The sequence below is a fragment of the Bradyrhizobium betae genome (assembly GCF_004123905.1).
In the GTDB taxonomy this organism is placed as follows: domain Bacteria; phylum Pseudomonadota; class Alphaproteobacteria; order Rhizobiales; family Xanthobacteraceae; genus Bradyrhizobium; species Bradyrhizobium betae_A.
This window is the reverse complement of sequence record NZ_MZXW01000001.1, coordinates 1-1,774: the sequence shown is the minus strand read 5'-3', so window position 1 is coordinate 1,774 and position 1,774 is coordinate 1. Positions and strand designations below refer to the sequence as shown.

Annotated in this window: 1 protein-coding gene and 1 pseudogene; both read right to left on the bottom strand. The window is 62.2% G+C overall.

Translation table 11 applies throughout. The features are described 5' to 3' along the window. Positions 1-226 (bottom strand): annotated as a pseudogene (locus B5V03_RS00010) (DUF1522 domain-containing protein); the annotation flags it as partial. Between the two features lie 324 nt (positions 227-550). Next, positions 551-1,774 (bottom strand): DUF1522 domain-containing protein (locus tag B5V03_RS00005; protein ID WP_129267247.1); only part of this gene is annotated, 1,224 nt, incomplete at its 5' end.

The following is a 1,774-nucleotide window of genomic DNA, read 5'->3' as shown; positions in this document are numbered from 1 at the left end:
CCTGGAGCACCTGCACGCCGTTGGCGATGCCATCGAGCAGGTTGTTGATGTCGCTGGCGCGGTTGTCGAGCGACTGCGCCGTGAAGAAGTTGGTGGGGTTGTCGAGCGCCGAGTTCACCTTCTTGCCGGTCGACAAACGGGACTGGGTGGTGGCGAGGAGATCAGCGGTGGACTGGAGAGAGAGCAGGTTCTGGCGAACCGACGCAGAGAGAACAATACCGGACATAACTCTTACCCTTCTGGTTTACGCGTCTTCGTTCGATCGCTTCGGATCGAGTGACGGGCACAGCCTGAGGGGACATGGCTAACAAAGGGTGAAACCTGCTCGCGAGCCGTAAGCGCCGGTTCACCATAAGGCTCCGGGAGCACATCCGGATTAGCGACGATCGACCTGAAATTCCTCGCTTTTTTGTGGCGTTTGCCTCCGGTTAACCATAACCAGCGGTTACTTTTCCAGAGCCGCCGACTTGCTCCTCGATCGAGCCGCGCAAAAAGAAAGCGGCGGGGCCGAAGCCCCGCCGCCATGACTTGGTTGCGTTGTCAGCCGCTATTAGCGGAGCAGCTGGAGCACGCTCTGCTGCGACTGGTTGGCCAGCGACAGCGCGGAGACCGCGATCGACTGGCGGGTCGACAGCGCCTGGCTGTTGGCCGCTTCCTCGTTTGTATCGGCCAGCGTCAGGTTGGACGAGCCGGTCTGGAGCACGTTGATCAGGTTCTTGTTGAAGTCCTGACGCACCTGCACGACCGAGAGGTTCGAACCGAGCGTCGAGGCTTCCGAGCGCAGCGTGCTCGAGGCCGTGTTCAGCTTGGTCAGCACCTTGTTGGTGGCGGCGTTGTCGATGAAGTCGGTGCCCTGCACCAGGCCGGCCAGACCCAGACCCTTCGAGTTGAAGGTCACGCCGGTGATGCTCAGGTTGGACTTGCCGGTCTCGTCGAACACCAGCTTGAGCTGGTCGCCGTTGAGCAGGTTGACGCCGTTGAACGAAGCGTCCAGCGAGGTCGTGTCGATCTGCGTCATGATGTTGTTGTACTGCGACACCAGGTTGGTACGGGTGGCCTGGGCAACAGCGTCAGCAACCGGCGCAGTCGCATTCGACCAGGTCAAGGCCGATGTGATCGTGCCGCCGATCGTACCGCCAGCGGTGGCAGATCCGATCGTCGAGGACGCATAGTCGTTGGTCGCGGAGACCGTGAGGGCACCGTTCGCATCGATCGTGGCCGTCAGGTTGTTGGCCTGAAGAGCCGTGTTGAGCTGATCGAGCGTCTTGACCGTACCGCCAGTGCCGTCGCCGAAGGTGACGTTGACCGCCGTACCGCCGTTGAAGGAGGCGAAGGTCAAGGTCTTGCCGGAGACGCCGCCCGACGCCGCGCTGCGGCTCGCCGAGAAGGACGTGCCGGTGCCGGTCGAACCGGTCAGACCGAGCGAAGCCAGCGCATTTTTGGTGCCCGAGATCGACAGGTCCGCGTTCGCACCGGTCGAGAGGTTGAGCGCACCGGCCACGATCGACGAGTTCTTGGCGCCTGCGGTGGTTTGCAGAGCACCGGAAGCACCCGCCGTCTTGACGGTCTGCACACCGGTCGCAAGATCGATGGCGTTCAGGACGTCGTTGACGTTGCCGGCCTGAAGGTAAACGGTCGAGTTGCCGTTTCCATCCGTGACCAAATTGCCGACCTGGGTGGAACCCGTTGCGACTGTGGTGGGCGTCTTCGCGTTCGAGAACGTGATCGTCTTGCCGTCCACGTTCAGCGTCGATCCGTCCTGGATCAGGGTCCC